General features: G+C 71.7%; 30 protein-coding genes and 2 riboswitches. Of the genes, 15 read left to right on the top strand and 15 right to left on the bottom strand.

All coding sequences use genetic code 11. The annotated features are described in order from the left end of the window. Window positions 1–13 precede the first annotated feature (13 nt). From VYL96_RS12650 to VYL96_RS12630, 5 genes are all read right to left on the bottom strand, one after another. Complete coding sequence (locus VYL96_RS12650; RefSeq protein ID WP_131886021.1) at window positions 14–484, bottom strand: hypothetical protein; 471 nt, start codon at window positions 482–484, stop codon at window positions 14–16. A 447-nt stretch (window positions 485–931) separates the two neighbouring features. Beyond that, the gene (locus VYL96_RS12645; protein WP_109149213.1) at window positions 932–1336 is read right to left on the bottom strand and encodes a four-helix bundle copper-binding protein; all 405 of its coding nucleotides are present in this window, start codon (window positions 1334–1336) and stop codon (window positions 932–934) included. 256 nt (window positions 1337–1592) lie between these two features. Continuing rightward, the gene (gene arfB / locus VYL96_RS12640; protein WP_131886020.1) at window positions 1593–2033 is read right to left on the bottom strand and encodes an alternative ribosome rescue aminoacyl-tRNA hydrolase ArfB; all 441 of its coding nucleotides are present in this window, start codon (window positions 2031–2033) and stop codon (window positions 1593–1595) included. 87 nt (window positions 2034–2120) lie between these two features. Further along, window positions 2121–2717: a 1-acyl-sn-glycerol-3-phosphate acyltransferase gene (locus tag VYL96_RS12635; protein ID WP_131886019.1), complete on the bottom strand. Its 597-nt coding sequence runs from the start codon at window positions 2715–2717 to the stop codon at window positions 2121–2123. Between the two features lie 74 nt (window positions 2718–2791). Next, window positions 2792–3370: a TetR/AcrR family transcriptional regulator gene (locus VYL96_RS12630; RefSeq protein WP_131886018.1), complete on the bottom strand. Its 579-nt coding sequence runs from the start codon at window positions 3368–3370 to the stop codon at window positions 2792–2794. A 76-nt stretch (window positions 3371–3446) separates the two neighbouring features. On the opposite strand from VYL96_RS12630, the gene VYL96_RS12625 reads away from it, so the two are divergent. The 6 genes from VYL96_RS12625 to VYL96_RS12600 all read left to right on the top strand — a co-directional run bounded on the left by VYL96_RS12625 (window position 3447) and on the right by VYL96_RS12600 (window position 7273). Next, window positions 3447–3923 carry a nuclear transport factor 2 family protein gene (locus VYL96_RS12625; RefSeq protein ID WP_131886017.1) on the top strand — a complete coding sequence of 159 codons (477 nt, stop codon included), beginning with the start codon at window positions 3447–3449 and terminating at the stop codon, window positions 3921–3923. 55 nt (window positions 3924–3978) lie between these two features. Next, on the top strand, window positions 3979–4617 hold the full coding sequence (locus VYL96_RS12620; protein WP_131886016.1) for a sulfite exporter TauE/SafE family protein: 639 nt from the start codon (window positions 3979–3981) through the stop codon (window positions 4615–4617). A gap of 59 nt (window positions 4618–4676) precedes the next feature. Then, the gene (locus tag VYL96_RS12615; RefSeq protein ID WP_131886015.1) at window positions 4677–5507 is read left to right on the top strand and encodes an SDR family NAD(P)-dependent oxidoreductase; all 831 of its coding nucleotides are present in this window, start codon (window positions 4677–4679) and stop codon (window positions 5505–5507) included. A gap of 74 nt (window positions 5508–5581) precedes the next feature. Further along, window positions 5582–5905 carry a hypothetical protein gene (locus VYL96_RS12610; RefSeq protein ID WP_207913577.1) on the top strand — a complete coding sequence of 108 codons (324 nt, stop codon included), beginning with the start codon at window positions 5582–5584 and terminating at the stop codon, window positions 5903–5905. Beyond that, a complete protein-coding gene (locus tag VYL96_RS12605; protein ID WP_243699731.1) occupies window positions 5872–6468 on the top strand; it encodes an ABC transporter permease in 597 nt (198 codons plus the stop codon). The genes VYL96_RS12610 and VYL96_RS12605 overlap by 34 nt, the downstream gene beginning before the upstream one ends. Window positions 6469–6550: 82 nt before the next feature. Beyond that, entirely contained in the window at window positions 6551–7273 is a 723-nt protein-coding gene (locus VYL96_RS12600; protein WP_131886014.1) for a TetR/AcrR family transcriptional regulator, read from the top strand. Here VYL96_RS12600 and VYL96_RS12595 read toward each other — a convergent pair. Then, window positions 7229–8101, bottom strand: a complete 873-nt coding sequence (locus VYL96_RS12595) for a formylglycine-generating enzyme family protein (RefSeq protein ID WP_456237604.1) — start codon at window positions 8099–8101, stop codon at window positions 7229–7231. The two genes, VYL96_RS12600 and VYL96_RS12595, sit on opposite strands and share 45 nt — an antisense overlap. Window positions 8102–8286: 185 nt before the next feature. Further along, window positions 8287–8871, bottom strand: coding sequence for a TetR/AcrR family transcriptional regulator (locus VYL96_RS12590; RefSeq protein ID WP_243699730.1), 585 nt, complete (start codon window positions 8869–8871; stop codon window positions 8287–8289). A 117-nt stretch (window positions 8872–8988) separates the two neighbouring features. Between VYL96_RS12590 and VYL96_RS12585 the strand changes: the two genes are divergently transcribed. From VYL96_RS12585 to VYL96_RS12575, 3 genes are read left to right on the top strand one after another with little or no spacing between them, the layout of a single operon-like run. Further along, complete coding sequence (locus tag VYL96_RS12585; protein ID WP_131886011.1) at window positions 8989–9888, top strand: TauD/TfdA dioxygenase family protein; 900 nt, start codon at window positions 8989–8991, stop codon at window positions 9886–9888. Further along, the gene (locus tag VYL96_RS12580; protein WP_131886010.1) at window positions 9885–10133 is read left to right on the top strand and encodes a hypothetical protein; all 249 of its coding nucleotides are present in this window, start codon (window positions 9885–9887) and stop codon (window positions 10131–10133) included. The genes VYL96_RS12585 and VYL96_RS12580 overlap by 4 nt, the downstream gene beginning before the upstream one ends. A 20-nt stretch (window positions 10134–10153) precedes the next feature. After that, window positions 10154–10324, top strand: coding sequence for a hypothetical protein (locus tag VYL96_RS12575; RefSeq protein WP_329437556.1), 171 nt, complete (start codon window positions 10154–10156; stop codon window positions 10322–10324). 72 nt (window positions 10325–10396) lie between these two features. Here VYL96_RS12575 and VYL96_RS12570 read toward each other — a convergent pair whose 3' ends face one another. The 4 genes from VYL96_RS12570 to VYL96_RS12555 all read right to left on the bottom strand — a co-directional run bounded on the left by VYL96_RS12570 (window position 10397) and on the right by VYL96_RS12555 (window position 13023). After that, window positions 10397–11581, bottom strand: coding sequence for an NAD(P)/FAD-dependent oxidoreductase (locus tag VYL96_RS12570; RefSeq protein WP_131886009.1), 1185 nt, complete (start codon window positions 11579–11581; stop codon window positions 10397–10399). A gap of 4 nt (window positions 11582–11585) precedes the next feature. Further along, window positions 11586–11852, bottom strand: a complete 267-nt coding sequence (locus VYL96_RS12565; RefSeq protein ID WP_061915464.1) for a DUF6480 family protein — start codon at window positions 11850–11852, stop codon at window positions 11586–11588. A gap of 32 nt (window positions 11853–11884) precedes the next feature. Beyond that, window positions 11885–12724, bottom strand: a complete 840-nt coding sequence (locus tag VYL96_RS12560; protein WP_131886008.1) for an aspartate dehydrogenase domain-containing protein — start codon at window positions 12722–12724, stop codon at window positions 11885–11887. A 65-nt stretch (window positions 12725–12789) separates the two neighbouring features. Next, a complete protein-coding gene (locus VYL96_RS12555; RefSeq protein WP_131886007.1) occupies window positions 12790–13023 on the bottom strand; it encodes a hypothetical protein in 234 nt (77 codons plus the stop codon). An 81-nt stretch (window positions 13024–13104) separates the two neighbouring features. Next, window positions 13105–13171: riboswitch (guanidine-III (ykkC-III) riboswitch) on the top strand. 10 nt (window positions 13172–13181) lie between these two features. Here VYL96_RS12555 and VYL96_RS12550 point away from each other — a divergent pair. The 5 genes from VYL96_RS12550 (at window position 13182) to VYL96_RS12530 (ending at window position 16158) form a co-directional block, all read left to right on the top strand. Continuing rightward, the gene (locus VYL96_RS12550; protein WP_131886006.1) at window positions 13182–13496 is read left to right on the top strand and encodes a DMT family transporter; all 315 of its coding nucleotides are present in this window, start codon (window positions 13182–13184) and stop codon (window positions 13494–13496) included. A 113-nt stretch (window positions 13497–13609) separates the two neighbouring features. Then, on the top strand, window positions 13610–14086 hold the full coding sequence (locus tag VYL96_RS12545; protein WP_131886005.1) for an SRPBCC family protein: 477 nt from the start codon (window positions 13610–13612) through the stop codon (window positions 14084–14086). Between the two features lie 70 nt (window positions 14087–14156). Next, window positions 14157–14254, top strand: a riboswitch (TPP riboswitch). Between the two features lie 128 nt (window positions 14255–14382). After that, complete coding sequence (locus VYL96_RS12540; protein ID WP_131886041.1) at window positions 14383–15144, top strand: 3-oxoacyl-ACP reductase; 762 nt, start codon at window positions 14383–14385, stop codon at window positions 15142–15144. A gap of 182 nt (window positions 15145–15326) precedes the next feature. Beyond that, a complete protein-coding gene (locus VYL96_RS12535) occupies window positions 15327–15686 on the top strand; it encodes a hypothetical protein (RefSeq protein ID WP_131886004.1) in 360 nt (119 codons plus the stop codon). 1 nt (window position 15687) lies between these two features. Then, a complete protein-coding gene (locus VYL96_RS12530) occupies window positions 15688–16158 on the top strand; it encodes a hypothetical protein (RefSeq protein WP_061230092.1) in 471 nt (156 codons plus the stop codon). A 173-nt stretch (window positions 16159–16331) separates the two neighbouring features. Here VYL96_RS12530 and VYL96_RS12525 read toward each other — a convergent pair whose 3' ends face one another. Next, complete coding sequence (locus VYL96_RS12525) at window positions 16332–16556, bottom strand: hypothetical protein (protein ID WP_007627087.1); 225 nt, start codon at window positions 16554–16556, stop codon at window positions 16332–16334. A 121-nt stretch (window positions 16557–16677) separates the two neighbouring features. Here VYL96_RS12525 and VYL96_RS12520 point away from each other — a divergent pair, with 121 nt between their 5' ends. Further along, window positions 16678–17577 (top strand): SDR family oxidoreductase, encoded by a 900-nt coding sequence (locus VYL96_RS12520; RefSeq protein ID WP_131886003.1) that lies wholly within the window; start codon window positions 16678–16680, stop codon window positions 17575–17577. Between the two features lie 400 nt (window positions 17578–17977). On the opposite strand, the gene VYL96_RS12515 is transcribed toward VYL96_RS12520, so the two are convergent. The 3 genes from VYL96_RS12515 to VYL96_RS12505 form a co-directional block, all read right to left on the bottom strand. Continuing rightward, on the bottom strand, window positions 17978–19090 hold the full coding sequence (locus tag VYL96_RS12515) for an NDMA-dependent alcohol dehydrogenase (protein WP_131886002.1): 1113 nt from the start codon (window positions 19088–19090) through the stop codon (window positions 17978–17980). Window positions 19091–19238: 148 nt separating this feature from the next. After that, window positions 19239–20780, bottom strand: a complete 1542-nt coding sequence (locus VYL96_RS12510) for an aldehyde dehydrogenase family protein (protein WP_243699729.1) — start codon at window positions 20778–20780, stop codon at window positions 19239–19241. 137 nt (window positions 20781–20917) lie between these two features. Continuing rightward, window positions 20918–22576, bottom strand: a complete 1659-nt coding sequence (locus tag VYL96_RS12505) for a helix-turn-helix domain-containing protein (RefSeq protein ID WP_243699728.1) — start codon at window positions 22574–22576, stop codon at window positions 20918–20920. Between the last annotated feature and the right edge of the window lie 97 nt (window positions 22577–22673).

Raw genomic sequence — 22673 nt, 5'->3', positions numbered from 1 at the left:
TGGCCGGGGCGCGTCAGGAGTTGGCGATCGCCAGGATGATCCACACCGGAAGCCAGAGCCCGAACGTCACTATCGTCAGGACCAGGTGCAGGGCGTGGTTGACCCGCTTCGCCGGGGCACCGTGCACGTAGACGGCCTGTTGCATCGGCGGGTAGCCGAACTGCTGCGGGTACGGGCCCGGTCGGAACTGCGGAGGGGGCACGTGCAGGTGTTGCGGGATGTACGGGTCGCCGTACCCGTACGGCGAGGGTGCCCCGTACGGCGCGGCCGGCGGCATGCCGTAGGGGAAACCGCCCTCGTGGGCCAGCGGCTCGACCGGTCGCGCGAACGGCGGGCGCTCGGTAGGGAACTGCTCCGCCGGGTACGACGCCGTGGGGAACTGCTCGGTGGGGTTCAGATGGTCCGGCAGCGCCGAGCGGCCCCGGTCGTCGTGGCCGTCCTCGGTCCACGGCCCGTCCTGCCGCCGCGGGTACTGCTCGTTCATGGTGACTCGATTCGAGACTCGGGGCCGGGTGGGACTCCCACCAACATAACCCCCACCGCCGCATGTCCACGCCGTGCGGACCGAAGATCCGGGTCGGGATCAGGGTCACCCCGACCCACGTCACGCGAGTCTCGGGGGGACACCCCCCGGTCACCGACTCATCCCGACGCGGAAGGACTCCGAATCCCTGACGGTCACCTGGATGCTGCCCCTCGCACGACTCCTGAAAGCCCCTCCTGGGAGGGCGAGCTCGTCGTCGTCATCCACGCCGCCCGGTGAGCGCGGAGATGGCGCCCGCGGCCGCGGTGTGCGGACCGGCGTGTGCTACCTGTGGCGCACCGACGGCACCGGCGGGGGACTGACCCCCTGCTGGACGCACACGGTCGACCCCTCCAGGAGCACGCGCTGTAAGCCGTTCGCGCAGCGGTTCCGCTCCGCCCGCGCCGGTCAGCCGATCGCGGCGAGGAGATCAGCGCACGCCTTCTCGCACCGACGGCACGCCTCGGCGCACAGTCGGCAGTGCTCGTGCATGTCGGCGTGCTGCTCGCAGTCGTCGGCGCAGGCCGCGCAGGCGGTCCGGCACGCCACCAGCTGCGCCTTGACCACCTCGAGGTTGCTGCCGGTGCGGCGGCTGAGCAGCGCTGCGGTGGCGGCGCAGACGTCGGCGCAGTCGAGATCGGTGCGGATGCAGTCGCGCAGGTCAGCGACCGACTCCTCGCCCAGGCAGGCGTCCGCGCATGACGAGCAGATCGTCGCGCACGCTGCGGACGCCTCGAGGGCCTCTGCGAGCAGCTTGACGTCGAGCCCGTCGGTCGGATTCGGATGGGACCTGATCATCTCGGAAGTGCTCATGCGCCCACGCTACCGTTGTGAGCAGCTGTGACAAGGTCCGAAATCGCGGTGGAATCCGCGAGATGAGGAGTGCGAGTGAAGCTGGCGAACTCGCCGAAGGGCTTTCGCGCCCGACGCGGCCGCCCGCCGACGGTCGCACGCCCTGTTGGCCGAGGCATTCGTCCGGCGGTAACGGAGACTCGATCGTGTCGTCGGGCATGCGGGGTTCGCCGGCAGGCACCGATTCGCACCTCGGCGAGGGGCGCGTGGAAGGCGATCAGTCGAGGTCGGGGCGTCGGCGATTGCGCTTGATTTCGGCGCGTCGACGTTCGCGCTGGAGTCGTCGGCGGCGCGAGCCGAGGGTGGGCCTGGTCGGTCTCCTGGGGGCCGGCGGCGCCACGGCGTCGCGCAGCAGGTCGGCGAGTCGCTGCCGTGCCGTAGCGCGGTTGCGCCGTTGGGAGCGGTTCTGCTCCACGGCCACGGTGAGGACGGAGCCCGACAACCTCGCGGCGAGCGCCTGAAGCGCCCGGGTGCGCTGAGGCTCGTCCAGGGCCGTCGTCGTGGCGAGATCGAGGCTGAGCTGGACCCGCGAATCGGCGGTGTTGACGTGCTGCCCGCCCGGGCCCGACGACCGGGAGAACCGCTCGAGCAGTTCTCCGGTCGGGATCACGAGACCGCGGGAAGCGCCGGGCCCCGGGGGGACTCGCAGGTCGTCCATGACGTCAGTGTCCCGCATAGGGGCGCGGGACGGTGGGCCGACTGGGCCGCACCTGGCCTCACCGGACTCCCGGGCGTGCGGCGACACTCAGGGGTCGGGCTGCTCCACGTCCAGCGTGCTGGTTTCGTCGGCCAGCCGCGGCTCGACGCGTCTGTCCGGGTGGAAGCCGGCCTTGTCCGCGTAGAACGCGCGGATGCGGTCCATGTCCGCCGCGACGTCGCCTGTCAGCTCGATCGTGGGCCCCAGCCCGGTCGTCATGGTGGCCCGATCGACGTACCCGAGCGTCACCGGGAGGCCCGTCTCCCGCGCGATCCGGTAGAAGCCGGACTTCCAGCGTGAGTGCCCACTGCGCGTGCCGTCCGGCGTGATGACCAGGCAGAACGTTTCTCCGGCGTGGACCTGCCGGACCATGTCCTCCACGACCCGGGCCGGGCTCCCGCGGTCCACGGCGACCCCGCCGAGCGCCCGCATGAGCGGCCCGCGCCAGCCGGAGAAGAGGCTGGCCTTGCCCAGCCAGTGAACGTCGATGCCCAGACGCCATGCGATGCCGAGCATCAATACGAAGTCCCAGTTGGACGTGTGTGGGGCGCCGAGGAGGATCGTCGGTCGATCCGGGCCGGGGCTGGTGGACAGCGTCCAGCGGCTGAAGCGCCAGAAGAGGCGAGCGGCAAGGGAACGGATCACCCCGCCACCCTAGGTGAACGAGGGGGCGCGGGCTGAGGGATGAGGCTGCGGGGTTCGCGGCGGTGACGGCGAGTTCAGCGCTCGCCGGTGACGACCCTGGCCAGCAGATCGGCGAGGCGTTCGTCGATGCCGTCGCGCTCGGACTCGGGGATATCGAGCGCGTCGAGCAGGGCCCCGCGCAACACCGGCCACCCGTAGACGGCAGTGAACGCCAGTAGCAGCTCGACGTCACCGGCCGGCGGGGGAGAGCTCATCCGGCGCAGCGCGGCGGCCGGCCGCTGGGAGGGATCTAGCATCGGCGGGAACGCGGCATCGCGGTCCAACGCCAGCCATGCCAACAGCCTGCTGATCTCCGGGCGTGAGGAGGCGCCGAGCAGCATCCCGCGCACGGCCTCGCCAGCGTCGTCGAGGTTCTCGAGTCGCGCCGCGCCGAACCGCACCGCGTCCTGCATCACCGCGGTGATCAGCGCGTCCTTACGGCCGATGTGCCGGTGGATGAGCCCGAGGTTCACCTGCGCCGCGTCCGCGATGTCGCGCAGTGGGACGTGTGGCCCGCGCTCCGACAGCAGTCGACGGGCCTCGCGCAGGACCGCCGAGCGGACCTCGTCGCGACCGGTCGGGCGGGCATCGGCGGCGTTCTTCCCGGTTTCCATTCCCGGACTGTACACAATTGACTACAGTCTGGGGGAGCGCGCGATCCGTGCGCCCCCACCCGTGCGAAAGGCCCTCATGACCACCACCGGCCGCCGCGACGACATCGACGCCATCAAGGCCCTCAAATACCGCTACCTGCGCTGCGTCGACCTCCGGCTGTGGGACGAGCTCGCCCAGACCCTCGCGCCCGAGGTCACCGCGTCATACGGCAAGCGCCTGAGCTACACCGGCCGAGACGAGGTCGTGGCCGGGCTGCAGCAGCAGATGACCGACGGTGTCATCACCGAGCACCAGGCCCACCACCCCGAGATCGAGATCGACGGCGACACCGCCAGCGGCCGCTGGTACCTGCAGGACCGGGTGATCGTGCCCGAGTACGACACCTTCATCTTCGGCAGCGCCTTCTACGACGACGCCTACGCCCGCGTCGACGGCCGCTGGGTGATCACCCGCACCGGTTACACGCGTACCTACGAGGCCATGATCAACCTCAAGGACGTGCCCAGCTTCCGGCTCAACGACAACCACCTGGCCCCCGCCGACGAGAAGTGACGGCGGCGCAGACCTCCCGGATCGACAGCGCAGCCGACGGCCGTGACGGTGACGAGTGGACCTGATCGTCATCGCCGCCCTGTGCGTGGCCGCAGCCTCGGTGATCGGCGGCGCCACCGGGTTCGGCACCTCGCTCATCGCCACGCCGCTCATGCTCACCGCGAGCATCGGCCTCGCGGAGACGGTGGTGGTCAACCTGGTCGTCGCGCTCATCACCCGCGTGGGCGTCACCGTGCAGTTGCGCGAGCACATCGACTGGCGGCGCGTCGCCGTCTTGGGTTCGGCGTCCGTGCCCGGGGCCTGGCTGGGCGTGCAGACCGTCACGCTGCTCCCGGATCAACACCTCAAGCCGGCCGCCGGCGCGATCGGCGGGTACTTCTCCACCACCACCTCGCTGAACGGCCCACCCGTCGTCCTGCTGCTGGGCCGCGCGAAGATCCCGCCGCTGAGCTTCATCGCGGACCTCGCCGGCTACTTCGTCATCACGAGCATCGTCTCGCTCGCGCTGCTGTGGTCGGGCACGGGGATCGCGTTGCCCGGCCTGTGGCCGCTCCTCGCGGCGTGCGTCGTCGCGGGGATCACGGCCAACCAGCTGGGCATCGCGATCGCCCGACGCCTGCCCACCCACCTGTTCCGCTCGGCCGTGATCGTCCTCGTGGTGATCGCAGGCCTGCTCACCATCGTCACCGCGTGAGTGTCACCCGCCCGTCACCGCACGACCCACCCGTCACCGCACCACCCACGGAGGACCCCATGACCGACACACCGCAGAGCCCCGCAGACCAGAGCCCCGCGAACCAGAACGCCCCGGCCCAGGACACCTCGACCCGCCTGGCCGGCAAAGTCGCCATCGTCACCGGCGGCGGGCAGGGCGTCGGCCGCGGTATCTCGCTCGGCCTCGCCGAGTCCGGCGCCGCCGTCCTGCTGGTCGGCCGCAAGATGCACAAGCTCGAGCGCGTCGCCGAGGAGATCCGTGCCGCCGGCGGCACCGCCGAATGCCTGGCCACCGACATCACCGCCGAGGACGCCCCCGAGACCATCATCTCCACTGCAGTCGAGCGACTCGGCGGCGTCGACATCCTCGTCAACAACGCCAACATGGCCATGCCCCTGCCGCTGTCCGACTACCCGGACGACGACTTCCGCACCGCCTTCGAGGGCGGCCCCCGCGTCACGCTGAGCCTCATGAAGCTCGCCCGCCCCGAGATGGCAGAGCGCGGCGGCGGCACCGTCATCAACCTCGTCACCTCCGCCGCCGTGCGCTGGGACGCCGCCAACTACGGCATCTACGCCGCCGTGAAAGAGGCGGTCCGCGCCCTGACCCGCGCCGCAGCCTACGAATGGGCCGCCGACGGCATCCGCGCCCTCAACGTGGCGCCCCACGCCCACAGCCCCGGGCTCGACTGGTGGATGGACAACAACCCGGAGGAGGCCGCCGAGTTCATCGCCGGCATCCCCGCCGGCCGGGTGGGTGACCCCGTCGCCGACATCGGCCGACCCGTCGCCTGGCTCTGCTCGGCAGAGGCCTCGTATCTGACCGGCGCGACCATCCCGCTCGATGGCGGGCAGTCGCGCTGGGGCTGACCTCGTCGTCGTCGCCGTCGTCCCCCGACCCGCCCCCCCGGGCGCCTGACGCCCCGCACCGAAAGGCCCCCGCCGTGACCGACACCCCCGCCGCCGCCGGCGGCACCGACACCCCCGTCGCCCCGAGCGGCACCGACACTCCCGTCGCCCCGGGCGGCTCCGATGCCGCTGGCCGCGATGCGCTCGCCCTGGCCGCCGACATCGCCTCCGGAGTCACCGCCGCCGCCGAGGTGCTCGAGGACGCCATCGCGCGCATCGAGGCCCTCGACCCGCAGCTGAACGCGATGGTCGCCACGCGCTTCGACGCCGTCAGGGCCTCGACATCCTCGGCGGCCTGCTCTACGGCGCCAGGGTCTCCATCACCGTGGGTATCGGCGGCGTCGTCATCGGTGGTCTGATCGGCGGCACGCTCGGTCTCATCGCCGGCTACAAGGGCGGCTGGGCCGACCGCGTCGTGTCCATCATCAGTGACGTGCTGCTCGCGTTCCCGTCCCTGATCCTGCTCATCGCGATCGTCACGGTCCTCGAGCCGACACTGCTCAACGTCACGCTCGCCCTGGGCGTCATGGTGGTGCCCTCGTACCCGCGACTCGTGCGCGCCAACGCCATGAGCTTCGCAGGCCGCGAGTTCGTCACGGCCGCCCGCTCGCTCGGCGCCGGCGAGATCCGCATCATGCTGCGCGAGGTGGCCCCGAACATCGTGGCGCCCGTGCTGTCCTACAGTTTCATGCTGGTCGCGGTGCTCATCGTGGCCGAGGCGTCGCTGAGCTACCTGGGACTGAGCATTCCCCGCCCCGAACCGACCTGGGGCAACATGATCAGCGCCGGCCAGCCCGACTTCGAGCGGTATCCCTACCTCGTAGGTATCCCGGCGTTCGTGCTGTTCCTCACCGTCCTGAGCTTCAACCAGCTGGGCGAGGCGGCCGGCCGCAAGTGGAGCCCCGGCGCGGCCAAGACCTGATCCGAACCGCCGGCCCGCCGGGGCCGGCCGACGCGGCCGTGACGCAGTCGGTCGAGGATGAAGGCGTAGAGGAGTGGGTCCGATGGAGCGGACGAACGAGGTCCCGGACGACGCCGGGGCGAACGGCGCCTCCCAGAGCAGGGACGCCAAGACGGCGATGATCGAGATCGCCGAGAAGCTGATCGGGGAACGCGGCCTCGACCGCGTGTCGATGCGCGACGTCGCGACGGCCGCCGGGCAACGGAACAACTCGGCGGTGCAATACCACTTCGGGGGCCGGGACGGGCTCATCCGGCAGGTGCTGCGGCGCAGGCTGACCGCCCTGGACTCGGTGCGGCAGCAGCGGCTCGCCGAGATCGACGAGCACGGCCTGGGCACGGACCTCGCCTCGCTGGTGCGGGTCCTGTTCGAGCCGATCGTCGAGCTGTTGCGGGCGTCGCCGGACGCCACCCACTACGCGCGCTTCCTGCAGCGGGTGGGTCCGGTGATGGGCCCCGAGGCGCCGGAGGTGCGGCTGCGCACGGCGACCGACGACGTGGTGGTGCGGCTCATCGACGTGTGTTCACACCTGCCGCGGCGGGTGGCGTTCGAGCGGATCGATCTGGCCACGCAGATGTTCACCGGCGCGCTGGCGGTCTACGAGGACCGTCGCGACGCCAGCAGCACGGTGGTCAACACCGACTTCGAGAAGGTCGTGGCCCACCTCTACGACATGGTCGAGGCGGCGCTGCGGGCCGGGCAGGGTGCGGCCGGTCCAGGCTCACACGTCGCGAACGCAGCGGAAGCCGAGGTTGGCGGTCGCTGACCCGGCCGTATTGGCCGACCGTGCCGCCACCCGGTAGCGGTAGCAGTACGAGTCGTGGCACAGGTAGGACCCGCCGCGCATCACCCGCCAGGTGTCGCCGTCCGGGGCAGGGTCCGCGGCGGTGGCCGCGGCACGGTCCGGGTCGGGGCCCCCGCCCGGGAGCGGGCCCCGCGGGTCCTCGCGTGGTGAGACCGCGTAGTAGCCCGGGTCGAACACGTCCGCGCACCACTCCCACACGTTGCCGACCATCTGGTGCAGCCCGTAGCCGTTGGGGCGGTACGCCCGCACGGGCGCGGTCGTGAGGTGGCCGTCGTCCAGCGTGTTGTGCGTGGGGAACCGCCCCTGCCACACGTTGAGGTTCCAGCGCCCCCGCGGGGTCAGCTCATCGCCCCACGGGAAGCGGGCCCCGGCCAGGCCGCCTCGGGCCGCGAACTCCCACTCCGCCTCGGTGGGCAGGCGCGCGCCCGCCCAGTCGCAATAGGCCGTCGCATCGTTCCAGGACACCTGGACGACCGGGTGGTTCTGCAGTCCCGTGATGGAGGACCGGCGGCCCCCGGGATGCCGCCAGTCCGCCCCGCGCACGGCCACCCACCACGGCGTCGTGTCGAGCCGGTGGAGGACGTCACCGGGGGCGGCCTCGACGGCGAGGTGGAACACCGGGGACACCCCCACGCGCTCAGCCTCGGTGACGTACCCCGTGTCCTTGCAGAACGTGGCGAACTGCGCGTTGGTCACCGCGCACTCGTCCATCCGGAACGCGCGGACGCTCACCTCGTGCACCGGCAGCTCGCCGTCGTCGGGATACCCCTCGTCGAAGTGGTCGCCCATGAGGAAGGTGCCCGCGGGCACCACCACCTGCCGCCGGGGTCGGTCCGCGCCCCGCCCCGCGGTGCTGCGGCCCTCGCGGCCGCGGGTCGACTCCCGGGACCGCGTGGCCGGACGGTCCGGCTCCTGCTGCCCGGGCGGGCCCGCCGGTGCGCAGCACGAGCTCGTCGTCGTCCTCGTCGTCGTCATCACGGTCGTCCCTCCGCGCTCACACCGGTGACCACCTCGGACAGCAGCGCGGCCATCCGGTCGTCCACGTCCGCGCGCTCGGCGGGCGGGATCTCCAGGACGTCGAGGATCTGGTCGCGCAGCACGGGCCAGGCGTAGATCACCGTGAGCGCGAGGGCGAGGTGCAGGTCCCCGGCGGGCGGCGGATCGGTCATGCGGGCCACCGCGCGGGCGGGGCGGGTCGAGGCGTCGAGGAGCGGGCGCGCCACCGAGTCGGGGTCCAGCGACAGCCACACCAGGAGCCGGCTGAAGTCCGGGTTGGCGGTGGCCCCGGTGAGCATCGAGCGGACGGCCCGGCCGGCGTCATCGTGCTCGGCCACCCGGGCGGCGCCGTGGCGCAGCCCGTCCTCGAGCACCGCTGCCAGCAGGTCGTCCTTGTTGCCGATGTGCCGGTGGATGAGGCCGAGGTTGACCCCAGCCGCCTCGGCCACCAGGCGCAGTGGCGCACGTGGTCCGCGGGCGGCGAAGACCCGTCGGGCCGTGCCCAGGACGGCGCGGCGGACGGCGTCACGGCCGACGGGGCGATCTGGTGTGGGGCGTTCCATGGACACGACTGTAGACGAACGTCTACAGTCTCGATAGGTCCGGCTGTAGACAGATGTCTACGGTCGCTGCCGACTCCCGCCCACCGCCCGCGCACCGCGGCCACGAGAGGAACCCCCATGCAGGTCACCATCGGCGATCACCAGATCGAGTTCGGTCCCAAGCGCCTCCGGCTCCGTGCCGACGATGCGCCGCCCGCCACCTACGAGCACATCGGCGTGCGGCCGGTCACGCCGTTCATCGGCGCCGACATCGAGGGCGTGGACCTCGCCGCCCCGACGCCCCAGCAGATCGCCGAGCTCAAGACCACGCTCCTCGAACGCAAGGTCCTCTTCTTCCGCGACCAGCAGCACCTCACCGCCCACCAGCATCGCGACTTCGCCGCCCACTGGGGCGAGCTGGAGGTCCACCCGATCCTCGACCAGGGCGGGATCCCCGAGGTCGTCCGGTTCGACCGCGGCCAGGACAACCCGGGCATGGAGAACATCTGGCACGTCGACGTGACCTGGAAGGATCGCCCGCCCCTGGGCTCGGTGCTCCGGGCGATCGAGGTGCCCGACGCCGGCGGCGACACCCTCTGGTCAGACATGGGCAACGCCTACGACGCCCTGCCCGACGACATCAAGGAGCGGATCGACGGGCTCACCGCCACGCACGACTTCACCCCGTCGTTCGGCCTCGGGATGACGCCGGACAAGCTCGCGCAGATGCAGGCGCAGTACCCGCCGCAGCACCACCCGGTGGTCCGGACGCACCCGGAGACCGGCCGCAAGCTGCTGTTCGTCAACAGCCTCTTCACCACCGAGATCGACGGTGTGGATCCCGTCGAGGGGCGGGAGCTGCTCCGGCGGCTACTGGACCAGGTGAAGATGCCCGACTTCCAGGTCCGCCTGCGCTGGGCGCCCGGCACGGTCGCGTTCTGGGACAACCGCGCCACGCAGCACTACGCGTGTAGCGACTACTTCCCGAACCGACGCGTGATGGAGCGCGTGGCGATCGTCGGGGACGTGCCGGCGTGAACGCGTGCCCTGACGACCCGAGCCTCGACCGCCACGTCCTGCCGGTCCGCCGACTCGCGCCCCGCGTCGCGGCGGAGGTGGACCGGCGCCACCAGCAGGATCCCTTCCCGGGGGTCGAGCAGGTCCGGCCGCCGGAGTCGGCGCCCAACATCCTGCTCGTCATGCTCGACGACGTGGGCTTCGGCACCTCGTCCGCCTTCGGCGGGCCGACGGCGAGCAGGTCGGGCAGGGACGCATCGCCGTGACGGCCCCAGCGATGTTCAGCATGAACGAGACGCTGGACATCGGCCGCAGTCGCGGCAGCGCGGTGAGCACCGCCTACGAGGGGGCGTTCCTGGTCCGGGGAGCGACCCTGCACCACGTGCGCGTGGACCTGCAGCGCGGCAGCGAACTGCCGCGGGCACGGAGGGAGAGCATCGAGCTGGCGACGCACTGAGCAGCGCGGGGTCGGCGGGCGTGGCGAAGGGCGCGTCCGGCCGCGCCCGCCGACCCGGGCACGCCCGCCGGCTCAGACGCGTCCGCGCAGGAGCTTGCGGAAGTACACGACGGGCTGGACGAACCGGTCGAACGCGTACGTGATCCGCCGTGGGACGGTGACGTCGATCCCGCGCACTGAGGGGGCTGGCCGACCGTCCCGGTCGTGCTCGTCGAGCACCAGTCGGTTCCTGCTCACGGCGACGGGGATGACCGTGTAGCCGTCGTACTCCCGTAGCGCCCCACCGTCGCGGGCGGCGCGGAGATTGTCGGCCACCACCCCGACCTGCGCGCGCAGTGCGCCACCCGACGGGCGGGTCCCGACCGTCGCGGCGTCACCCAGGCCCCACACCGTGTCGACGCGCGAGTGGCGCAGGGTGCCCGGGTCGACATCGACCAGGGCGGCGACGTCGTCGGTGGCGAGCCCCGAGTCGGCGACGAACCGGGGCGCACGGGTGTGCGGGGTGACGTAGGCCAGGTGGACGTCCTCGATGGCCGCGGGCGTCGGGCCGTCCACCGACACCGTGCGGGCGTGGTGGTCCACGGAGTCGACGCGCGACTGCTCGTGAACGGTGATGCCGTACTGCTCGATGAACGGGCGCAGCCTCCGATCGGCGTGCTCGAGCCCGAGGAGCCCGCGGAACGGGGTCACGAGATGCACATCGATACGGTCGAGGACGCCCTCGCGCAACCAGCGGTCACACGCCAGGAACATCGCCTTGAGCACGGTCCCACCGCAGGAGGCGGGTTCGGGCGGAACCGAGAACACCACCGTGCCCTCACGGACGCGGACCAGGGCGGCGCACGCCCGGCCAGCGTACTCGGGTACGTGCGCGGACACCGCCCACCCGTCGACGTAGCCCTCCCGCAGTCCCGGGATCGCGTCCCAGTGCGGTGTCAGGCCGGGGCACAGCACGAGGTCGCGGTAGCCGACGGTGGCTCCCGTGTCGAGGGTGACCGTGCGTTCGGCCGGGTCGACACGGGTCACCGCCCGGGGGAGGAGCTCCACGCCGTCGGGTACGACGGTCGCCATCGGTCGTTCGTACCGGGACATACGGGCCCGCCCGGCCGCCGCGTAGTTGAGCATCGGTCGGTACCGGTGCACGGGGCTCGGGTCGATGAGCGCGACGCTGTGTAAGCCGTCGCGCCTGAGGCGGGCGGCCAGGGAGACCCCGGCGTTGCCCGCCCCGACGATCACTGTGTCGAACGCGGCGGGCATTGCGTCAGAACACTTCGAACGCGTAGCCGACGAGGCCGATGACGACGAGGAGGACGACGACGGCGATGACCGCGATCCACACGTAAGCGCTCTTGTTGCCCGGCTGGGGTGTCGGGCTCTGCTGTTCCGTCGGGCCCTGCTTGCTGGTGGCGCTGTCCGACTGCAACGAGGTGGAGTCGGAGTCCGGCGTGATGCCGGCTGGGGCCGCGCCGTGGCTGTCCACGTCGGGGCTCTGCGCGGGGTCGGGGTCTGACGGTCGGGCGTTGGCCATGAGGCACCTCTCGATCGACTGGAACCCACACGTTAGGGGCTCGTCGCATGGCCTTCCACCGGTCTACCACCCGTGAGCACCACGACCCCCGGTCCGGCGCCCGCCGCGAGGGCACCCAGGACGTCCGCCACCGACCAGGCGGTGATCGCGGACGTGCGGCCGCCGGAGTCGGGGTCGACGGAGTTCTCGAACTGCAGCTCGTAGCGGCCCACCGGCGACTCCCACTCGACGACGTGGCGGGTGCGTCCGACGTCCGGGTCGGCGACCACGATCACCTCGGTCCGGTCCAGGCCGAGGGTGGCCAGCGCGAGCGCGACGGACGCGTTGGAGGTGCGCGGGAAGCCGAGCGCCGCCCGGCGGGCCGAGCCGCGGAACACCTCGCGAGGCTCGGTGAGCTGCTCGTCGACGTCCAGGGCCGTGGGGCGCTTGATCGTGTAGTGGCGGACCGTGGCATCGGAGGCCCCGGCGCGGGCGGCCGCCCCGAGGACGTCGAGTCCCCCGATGGCCCCGGCCGGTACGAGCACACGACCGGTGTCCGGTCCTCCGGCGAGGAGGTCTCGGGGGTCGTCGTGGCGGGCGAACACGCCGCACGAGCACACCACGATGTCCGTGCCGGTGGCGGTGACCCCCGGGATGTACTCCGCCGCCGCGTCGACGCTGCCGGCCTCCACCACCACGTCGGCCGCGTCGACGGCGGCCTCGATCTCGCTCTCCGTGCTGCTCGAGCGGAGCACCGCGCCGAGCCTCGCACCCGGGACCCGGCCCTGCTCGAGCGACTCGATGACGGCGCCGCCGATCGCGCCGGCGCCGACTACGGCGACCTGCAGTTCCGCGGGTGTCGGTCGGGTCGGGGACGAGGGGAGAGGGGGCATGGTCCTGACCGTACCCAGCCACGAACGGGCCCGCTCTTCTGTGAAGCCGTGAACCGGATCGGAGATCAGACGAGCTGGACGTCGTCGCCTTCGCGGATCGTGCCCGGAGTGAGAGCGCGCAGGTAGGCCTCGTCGACGGCGAGGCGCCGGTAGTGCTCGTGGTGGTCCGCCGGCCGGCGCGGATGCAGGCTGACCCGACGACCCAGCGCGGCCGAGAGCAGCTCGTGCACCCGGTCGTCGTCGCTGCACATCGACTTCACGGGGTAACGCCACAGCTCCGAGACCGTTCCCACTCGCATGAACGCCACCTTGGATAGCGCGACTTATCGAGGTGACGGACCTGATGTTGTCCGCGACCACCGGGACTGTCACCCTGGGGATCAGAGCCCCGGCCCGGGGCCTCCGGAAGAGGGGTGCCGTACCCGGTGTGCGACAAGACGGCCCGCAGGAGGCCGTCATGGCATGGGTCGTACTCGTTCTGTCCGGAGTTCTCGAGGCCGTGTGGGCCAGCGCGCTCGGCCGCTCGGAGGGGTTCACGCGGCTGTGGCCCTCGGTGGTGTTCGGCGTCGCGCTTGTCGTGAGCATGGCCGGTCTGGCCTACGCGATGCGCGAGCTGCCCGTGGGCACCGCGTACGCGGTGTGGGTCGGCATCGGTGCCTCGCTGACCGCCGTCTACGCCATGGCCACCGGGGCGGAACCCGCCTCTACGATGAAGGTGCTGTTCCTCGTCATGATCATCGGCGGTGTGGTCGGGCTCAAGGCCGTCCGCTGATCCGCTGGCCGTACACGATGCACCGCATGATGTCGGAGTGCGGTCGTACGGTGGGGTGAACAGCATCCGAGCTCGCCGCCAGGCCGAGTCCAACCGGAAGGTCTCACCTCACCATGACCGCCATCAGCACAATCGACCGCGGACCGCGCGTGGTCGCCCGCAGCGTGACCGTGAACGCGCCCGCCGACGAGCTGTTCGCCCTCCTCAACGACCCACGCAAGCACGGACTCGTCGACGGGTCCGGAACGGTCCGCGACAACGTCCGGGGGCCGACCACCCTGCGCCCCGGTGCCAAGTTCACCACCGCGATGCGCATGTACGGCGTGCCGTACCGCATCACCTGCACGGTCACCGAGCACCGCGACACCCCGGTGGAGAAGGTGATCGAGTGGGCGCACCCCGCAGGTCACCGGTGGCGCTGGGAGTTCACCCCGGCCGGCGACGGGAAGACGAAGGTCGTCGAGAGCTTCGACAACCGGCCGTCCAAGCTCGGCAGGTTCTTCGAGATCGTGGGTATGTCCGAGCGGAACGCGGCGGGCATCACGGAGACGCTGTCTAAGCTGGCGGCGAGGTACGAGACCGCTGGATGACCACGGGATGACCACCACCGAGCGGATCGACGTGGTCACCGCTCGCCCTGTCGGCTGGTGATCTATGGTGGTCGGCGACACGGGGTGCTGCCCGCCCGGGCGGCTGAGATCACACCCGTCGAACCTGATCTGGGTCGTTCCAGCGAAGGAATGTCGATACGGCACCCGCCCCACCGCAACGGGGCTCCCGGTGCCGTCGCCGATCCGCCGCGCCCTGCGCAGTCGAGGAGCGGAGCCGCATCGTCACCCTCGCCGGGACCACCGGGAAGTGAGTGGCAATGGATATCGGCAACAGCATGCGGATAGACGAGCAGGTCGTCCTCGTCACCGGCGGCGCCCGCGGGCTCGGCGCGGACATCAGTCGCGCCTTCTCCAGAGAGGGCGCTCTCGTCGTCGTCAACTATCACCGCAGCGAGTCGGCCGCCGCCGACCTCGTCCGTGAACTCGGCGAGGACCGCACCGTCGCACTCCGCGCCGACGTCACCGACGACGAGGTGCACGCCCTCGTCGACGCCGCCCGTCGCCACTTCGGCGCGCCCGTCACCACGGTCGTCAACAACGCGCTGGTCGATTTCGAGTTCAACGGTGACGCCCGCCCGCGACCCGAGACGCTGACCTGGCGCGACTTCGACTCGCAACTGCGCGGCGCCGTGAAAGCCACCCTCGCCACCACCCAGGCGACGCTGCCGGGCATGCGGGAGGTCGGCTTCGGACGGATCGTGAACATCGGCACCAATCTGTTTCAGCACCCCGTCGTGCCGTACCACGACTACACCGCAGCCAAGGCCGCCGCGCTGTCGCTGACCCGGACCCTCGCCACCGATCTGGGACCGGACGGCATCACGGTGAACATGGTCTCCGGCGGTCTGCTGCGCACGACCGCCGCGAGCGCCGCTACGCCTGAAGAGGTGTTCGACCTCATCGCCTCGGGGACGCCGCTGCGGCGCGCGATCACCCCGGCCGAACTCGCCGACGCGGTGTTGTTCTTCGCCTCCCCGTGGGCACGCGCCGTGACCGGGCAGAACCTCATCGTGGACGGGGGACTGGTCAAGGGGTGAGGCGCGGCGGCGCCGATCGCACGGAGGGCGCGCCCTCACACCCGCGCGCCCGCGCGCCCGCGCGCCCTCACACGTGCGCGCCCGCGCGCCCGCGCGCCCTCACACGTGCGCGCCCGCGCGCCCGCGCACCTTCACACGTGCGCGCTCTTGCCGGTGCCGGTCGGGTGGGGGAGGCTGGAGTCATGCAGTTCCCCTCGGTGGTCTTCTCGCGGACGGCCGAGGGCCGCCGGATCGCCGAGGCCGAGGCCGCTGTCGCCGAACTCGACCAGCGCCTCGCCGAATGGGACGAGCAACGAGCCCTCCTCGCCGCCGACGACCTCGGCAGCGACCCGCACCGGCACGTCCCGCGAACCTGGCCCGCCGTCGCCGAGTCCGCGGCCTCCGCCGCCGGACGCCTCGCGGCTCCGCTGTCACCCGCGGCGCTGGAGGCCGAACGCTCCGAACTCCGATGGTCGGGCGTGGGCAAACTGATCGGGGCCGGCCTCTCGGCGGCGGTGCTCCTGGCTGTCCCGCTGACGCTCGTCCTCAACGCGGTGATCTGACGTGCCGCTGATCCTCGCGCTGGTGGTGTTCGCGGTCCTCGCCGGTGTGGTCGCGTGGATCGCGTCGACCGGATGGCTCGTGCGCTCCGGACTGGAGGACCTCGCCCGCCACCGTCGGCTCAGCCGGGGGACCGACCCGGCGCAGCTCACCGCCGAGCGCGCCGTCGACACCGCGCGGCGCACCCACGCGCTGGCCTCCGAGGCGCTCGCCGCGACCCTCGACCGCTGGTATGAACTCCGCTCCACGCTCGGCATCGGCACCCCGCTCGAAGCCGAGTACCCCGCCGTGAGGGACGCCCTCGACGGCGACCCCGCGTTCGCCCGCCTACTGGAGCGGGCGAACGACGCCCTGGTCGACAGCACCACCGACCGTCCGAGCAGAGTGGCCGACCTTCTCGCAGAGGCCGCCCGCCTGGACGCGCTGACGCTGGCCGTGCGCGACCGCATCTATCGGGCGAGACGCGCGCCGTGACCGGGCAGAACCTCATCGTGGACGGGGACTGGTCAAGGGGTGAGCCTGTCATGCCTTCCGAAATCCGCTACTCCGCTTCGGATTCCGCTACTCCCGTGGAGGTAGCGGATCCGCAGGCGGAGTAGCGGATCTCGAGCGGGGCGGGCCGACTGCCCGTCGTGCGGGCTCCCAGATCAGGGGGTGCCGGTGCCCTCGTCGGCGGCGGGGGAGGTGTTGGTGCCGCCGTCGTTGATCTCGAAGCGGGTCCACTTGCCGTCCATGTCGACCTCCATGGCGTACCCGAGCGCGTCGTCGGGGACCTCGACCGTCTTGAACCAGTCGTACGCCTTGGTGTCGTCAGCGAACTCCTTCTCCTCGATGACGTTCTGGTCGGGGTCCACTACGCGGTAACGGGGCATGCTTGCTGCTCCTTCGAATCGATGGAATCCGGTCGTATCCGCAGTGTGGGTGATCCGGCGTCATCTCGCATCCGGTCAGGACGCGTACGGTCGGAATCCCCGACGTCTCAGGAGGCCTGCCGTGACCACCGATCCCAACGCCCAGCCGCTCGTCGACCCCAGCACAAAGTACGAGGTCGACATCCCGATGCAGTCCCAGCCGGTGCCGGGGCTCGCCTCCGAGCTTCAGCCGCCGGCCGATCACGGTGAGACGTCCTACATCGGTCACGGGAGGCTCACCGGCCGACGCGCGCTCATCACCGGCGGAGACTCGGGCATCGGTCGCGCGGTGGCGATAGCGTACGCGCGCGAAGGGGCCGACGTGGCGATCGGATACCTGCCCTCCGAGCAGTCCGATGCGGACGAGGTCGCCCGGTTGGTCCGCGAGGCCGGCCGCACCTGCGTCCTGCTGCCTGGCGACGTCGGAGACGAAGAGGTGGCGCGGGGGATCGTCCGTGACGCCGTGGCCGGGCTCGGGGGCATCGACGTGCTGGTGCTCAACGCCGCCCGGCAGACCTACGTCGAGAACCTCGAGGACCTGAGCTCCGAGCAGTGGGCGGAGACCATGAACGTCAATATCTCGGCGCCGTTCTGGATGATGCAGGAGGCGCTCGGTCATCTGCAGCCGGGGGCGAGCGTCATCTTCACCTCGTCGGTTCAGGCGTACACCCCGTCGCCGGGCTTGGTGGACTACGCGACCTCCCGGGCCGCGGTCAACACGATGTCCAAGGCGCTGGCGCAGCAGCTCGCGCCGCGGGGGATCCGCGTGAACGCCGTCGCGCCGGGCCCGTTCTGGACCGCGCTGCAGGTGACGGGCGGGCAGAAGCCGGAGAAGCTGCCGTACTTCGGGCAGAAGAACCCGCTCGGTCGGCCGGGGCAGCCGGTCGAGATGGCCGGCGCGTACGTGTACCTGGCCTCGGAGGAGTCGTCGTACACGACCGGCAACACGCTCTCGGTGACCGGCGGCGCGCCCACACCCTGACGCAGCCGCCCGGCCACAGCCGCGCGCTGGGATGGCGTCTCGCGTCTCACGATGCGCCGGGACCACAGTCGCTCAGCCACAGCCGCCCGCCGGGATGGCGTCTCGCGCGCACCGAAGGGTGGGCGAGACGCCATGGTGAGGAGCGGCTGCGGGCTGGGTGGGCAGCGGCGGGAGCGAGACGCCATCGGCGGGAGCGGCTGCGGCAGGCCAGCCACACAGCGGCGGGAGCGGCTGCGGCAGGCCAGCCACACAGCGGCAAGAGCGACTGCCGGCTGACGCACCGACGCGCGCCGCCCAGGGGGTGAGGCGACGCGCGTCGGGGGGAGGAGCCGATCACCGAGAAGGCGGGGGCGCCGTCCCGCGGGGTCGACCGGCTCCGGTCTGTGGGGGTTGTGGGAGATCAGGAGTCGTGGATGATCACGCCGCGCATGATCTTCCCGGCCTGCAGATCCTGGTAACCCTGGTTCACCTGGTCGAGCGTGTACGTGGTGGTGATGAGTTCGTCGAGCTTGAGCTTGCCCTCGTCGTACAGCCGCAGGAGCTTGACGATGTCGTACTGCGGGTTGGCGGAGCCGAAGAGCGTGCCGGTGATGGTCTTGCCGAACAGGGCCATCATGGTGCCGCTGACCTGCACGGTCTTGTCCGTCATGTTTCCCAGGCCGGTGATGACCACCCGGCCGCCCTTGCCGATCACGTCGAACGCGTCGGAGACGACCTGCTCCTCGACGGTGCCCACGAGGATCAGCGCCTGGTCGGCCATCTGACCCCAGGTGAGCTTCTCGACCTCGGCGTGGGCCTCGGCCGCACTCGCGAACGCGTGGGTCGCGCCGAACTTCAGCGCCTCGTCGCGCTTGAACTGCACTGGATCCACCACCACGACGTGGCGGGCGCCCGAGTGGACGGCGCCCTGGACCGCGTTGATGCCCAGGCCACCGATGCCGTAGATCACCACGGTGTCGCCCTGACGGACGCCGCCGGCGTAGACCGAAGTGCCCCAGCCCGAGGGCACGCCGCAGCCCACGAGCACGGCCTTGTCCAGCGGCAGCCAGTCGTCGACCTTGACCACCGAGTGCTGCGAGATGACCGAGCGTTCCGAGAAGGTGCCGAGCATGCACATGGCGCCGAAGTCCTGCCCGCCGGAGTGGAAGCGGAAGGTGCCGTCGGGCATGTGGCCGTCGAGGATCGTGGCGCCCATGTCGCACAGACTCTGCCGGCCGGTCGAGCAGTAGCGGCAGACGCCGCAGTTGGGGATGAACGAGCACACCACGTGGTCGCCGGGCTTGACCTTGGTGACGCCCTCGCCGACGGCTTCGATGATCCCGGCGCCCTCGTGACCGCCGACGATCGGGAAGCGGGGCGGCAGTGAGCCATCGGACAGGTGTAGATCCGAGTGGCACAGGCCCGCGGCCGTGTACTTGATGAGCACCTCGCCGGGGCCCGGGTCGTCCAGGTCGAGCTCGATGATCTCGAACGGCTTGTGGGTGTCGAACAGTACGGCGGCCTTGGTCTTCACGGTGGTGGTCCTTTCGGGGGCGTGCGGGAAGGGGACGGTGCGGGAACGGCGACGGTGTGGGAAGGGGGGGACTCCGGCGTCCCCGGAGTGGTCACGGGGACGCCGGGTCCCGGTCTGGGGGTGGTCCGGTCTGGGCGGGCCGGTCGGGTCAGAGCTGGATGTTGACCGACCGGGTCTGGGTGTAGAGGTCGAGCGCGCCGGCGCCGAGCTCGCGACCCCACCCGGACTGCTTGAACCCGCCGAACGGCATGGCGGTGTCGAAGCCGTTGTACTGGTTCACCCACACGGACCCGGCCTGCAGGCGGCTGGCGACATGGTGGGCCTTGGACAGGTCCTTGGTCCAGACGCCGGCGGCGAGCCCGTACATGGAGTCGTTGGCCTGGCTGACCGCGTCGTCGACGTCGGAGAACCGCAGGGCGGCCACGACGGGGCCGAAGATCTCCTCCTTCACGACCCGGTCCTCGGGCTTGACGTCGACGAACACCGTGGGCTGGATGAAGTAGCCGGTGTCGCCGTGGCGGGCGCCGCCGGTCAGGGCTCGGCCGCCGTCCTCGATGCCGGCGCGCAGGTAGTAGGAGACCTTGTCGAACTGGTCCTGGTCCACGACGGGCCCGAGCACCGTGTCGGGGTCGAGTCCGTGGCCGATGGTGGCCTGGGACGCGGCGTCGGCCACGGCCTGGGTGAACTCCTCGTAGATGGAGTCCTCGACGTAGAGGCGGGTGCCGGCGGTGCAGGTCTGGCCGTGGTTGAACATCCACGCGGCGACCGACCCGGCCACGGCGGCGTCCCAGTCGCAGTCGGCGAAGACGATGTTGGCGCTCTTGCCGCCCAGCTCGAGGGAGACCTTCTTGAGGTTGCCCTTGGCGGCGTCCACGATGAGCTTGCCGACCTCGGTGGAGCCGGTGAAGGCGACCTTGTCCACGTCGTCGTGGCCGGAGATGGCGGCGCCGGCGTCGCCGAAGCCGGTGATGATGTTGACCACGCCGTCGGGCACGCCTGCCTCCTGGCAGATCTCGCCGAGCAGGAGGGCGGTGAGCGGGGTCTGCTCGGCCGGCTTGAGGACGAGGGTGTTGCCGGTGGCCAGGGCGGGGCCGAGCTTCCACGCGGCCATGAGCAGCGGGAAGTTCCACGGGATGATCTGCCCGCACACGCCCACGGGCACGCGCTGGGTGTAGGCGTGGAACTGCTTGTCACCGGCGAACGGCATGGACACCGGGACGGTGGAGCCCTCGATCTTGGTGGCCCAGCCGGCGTAGTAGCGGAACACGTCCGCGGCCCAGGCCACGTCGGCGGCGGTGGCGATCGCGACGGACTTGCCGTTGTCGAGCGCCTCGATCTGACCGAACAGTTCGGCCTTGGCGTCGAGCAGGTCGCCGATGCGCCACAGGATCTGCTCGCGCTCGCGCGGCTTCATGGTGGCCCAGGCGCCGTCGTCGAAGGTGCGGCGGGCGGCGGCCACCGCGCGGTCCACGTCCTCGGGCCCGCCGTGGGCGACCCGGGTGATCTCGGCACCGGTCGCAGGGTCGTGGGTGGCGAAGGTGCGGCCGTCGGCGGCGTCGACCCACTGTCCGCCGATGAGCAGGCGATGCGGGCGGGCCAGGAAGTCGCGGGCCTCGGCGCCCAGGCGCTCGTCGACGTGCGCGCCGGAGTCGGTGCCCGAGCCGGTGTCGCGGGAGAGTGTGCCGGTCATGTTTACCTCCGAAGATCCGACCGCCTCGGTTGTGAGGCCGATCACAACTCATCCTGGGGGTGCGTCCGCCCTCCGGAGTGTTCAGATTCTGGACACGCAGGTGGACACGGTGGAGGACGGCGGGCGCCGTGTGCGCGTCAGGACAGCCCGAACTCCCGCATCCGGGCGTACAGCGTGGTCCGGCTGATCCCCAGCCGCCGGGCGGCCCGCGAGCGCACCCCGCCGCACTCGGTGAGGGCGGCGACGATCGCGTCGTACTCCCCGCGGGCCAGCTCTCCGGGCCGTGGCGGGCGCGCCGAGCGGGACCGCGACGGCAGCGCGTCCACGTCGAGGGTCGCGGCGCACTTCTGCTCGAGCCGGGTCAGGCAGTCGCCGAGGACCGCACGCAGGGTCACCAGGCCGTTGGGCAGGTCGAGCACGCAGGCCGCCTCCACGAACCGCGCCGTCACCGTGGGTGGCCGCATACCGCGCCGCGCGGCCAGGTCGGCGACCATGCGGCGGACGATCTCCTCGCCCTCGGTGCCGCGCTCGTGCAGGGGGCGGACCTCTGTCCGCCGGTCGCACAGGTCGAGTATCGCCGTCACCGCGGGGCGCGGGTCGTCGCGACTGGTGACGACGACGAGGTGGTCTCCGGCCGATTCCATGCGCGCGGCCAACCGGCGCAGATCGGCGTCGTCCAACAGGTCGATGTCGTCCAGGATCACCGGCCCGGAACGTTCACGGAGTGCGGGCGCGACCATCTCCCGCCATGCCGTCGCGGCGTCGTCCGCCTCGGCGAGCCGGAGATGGCGGGCCCCGGGGCCGGCGATCGCCCTCGCCGTCGTCGACCTCCCCGACCCCGACGGGCCCCGGACGGCGTGACTCCGCACCACCGTCGCGGGGGCGGCGACGACGATCCGGGGCGCGAGCGTGGGCGCGGGTGTGGGCGCGGGCGCGGGCGTGGGCGCACCGGGCGACTCGGGGAACGTGAGGTCCAGCAGGTGCCCGCGGCGCCCCACGCGGCTGGTGGCCACCCCCACGGTGCCCACCGACAGCTCGACGGCCTCACCCATCTCGTCGCGCTCGACCAGTCGGCGGAGGGTGACGAGGTCCCTGGAATCCAGTCGCTCCAGGCTCGAGTGCGAGGCCAGCACCACCTCGTCCCCGAACGCGCACGTCGCGGTGTCGGAGGAGCGGGTGCGCTCGACGAAGCGGCGCCACAGTAACCGGTCGTCCGCGCGGGCGGTGTCGACGTAACGGGCCTCGATGTCGGACACGACCTTCCGGACGAAGGGCGCGAACAGTCGGGATGCGTCCGCGGTCATGCCCGTGAGGTTGACCGCGCCCACCAGGCGTCGGGTGAGCGGGTCGATGATCGGGTGGCCGTAGCAGACGAAGTCGCGCAGGACCTCGGCGAAGTGCTGCTCACCGTGGATGAACACCCCGGCCCGCGTCTCGAGCGCCGTGCCGATGCCGTTGTTGCCCAGGGCCTCCTCCGTGAGCGTGGCGCCGTCGTCGACGCCCCGCCGGAGCAGCATGCGGGAGATCCGCGCGTTGTCGCGGGCCGTCCTGATGACCCGGCCCTCGCGATCGGCCAGCACGAGGCTGGCGCCGGTGTCCCGCAGGACGGTGTCGAGCCCGTCCATCACCGGGCGCGCGGCCTCGGTCAGGCGGTGGGAGCGGGCGGCCCGCGGGTCGGGCGCCCCCGGCCGGGCGCTCTGCGGGGTCAGGCCGCTGAGCTCGGACCGACGCCACGCCAGGTCCAGCGGGTCCGCATCGGGCGAGGGGGGCGGGTGGGCGGTCCGGGGCACGATCACCTCCGATAGGGCAGGGAATGTGATCCACATCATACGGCCGCGCTGGCGAACGTGCCGCCACGGCAGACCGGGGCCCCGCGGCCGGGGTGGGGGGAGC

The sequence above is a fragment of the Dietzia maris genome, from assembly GCF_036287335.1.
In the GTDB taxonomy this organism is placed as follows: Bacteria; Actinomycetota; Actinomycetes; order Mycobacteriales; family Mycobacteriaceae; genus Dietzia; species Dietzia cinnamea.
This window is presented reverse-complemented; position numbering and strand designations above follow the sequence as displayed.